Below are 295 nucleotides of genomic sequence, written 5' to 3' on the forward strand. Positions count from 1 at the left end.
ACGAAGCGCGGCTTGTCGGGCGTCTTCGCCTCGATCGCGTCGCAGCAGGCGCGTGCCAGCCTGGCGCCTTCCAGGTTCAGTTCGCGGGCGAGATGCTCCAGCTTGTAGTCGGCCTGCGACAGCGTGGTGCTGTTGAAGGTATTGGTTTCGATCAGGTCCGCGCCGGCTTCCAGATAGGCGGTATGGATGTCGGCGATGATCTGCGGCTGGGTCAGCGTCAGCAGATCGTTGTTGCCCTTCAGATCGCAGCCACAGCTCTCGCCGTGCGCATGGCCCTCGTGTCCGCAGGGCGGCT

General features: G+C 64.7%; 1 protein-coding gene. It reads right to left on the reverse strand.

Going from position 1 to position 295, the window contains the following annotated elements; genetic code table 11:
• Positions 1–295 (reverse strand): homocysteine S-methyltransferase family protein (locus FLQ44_RS00950; protein WP_206208597.1); only part of this gene is annotated, 295 nt, incomplete at both ends.

Source organism: Vogesella mureinivorans (assembly GCF_007644035.1).
GTDB classification, from domain to species: domain Bacteria; phylum Pseudomonadota; class Gammaproteobacteria; order Burkholderiales; family Chromobacteriaceae; genus Vogesella; species Vogesella mureinivorans.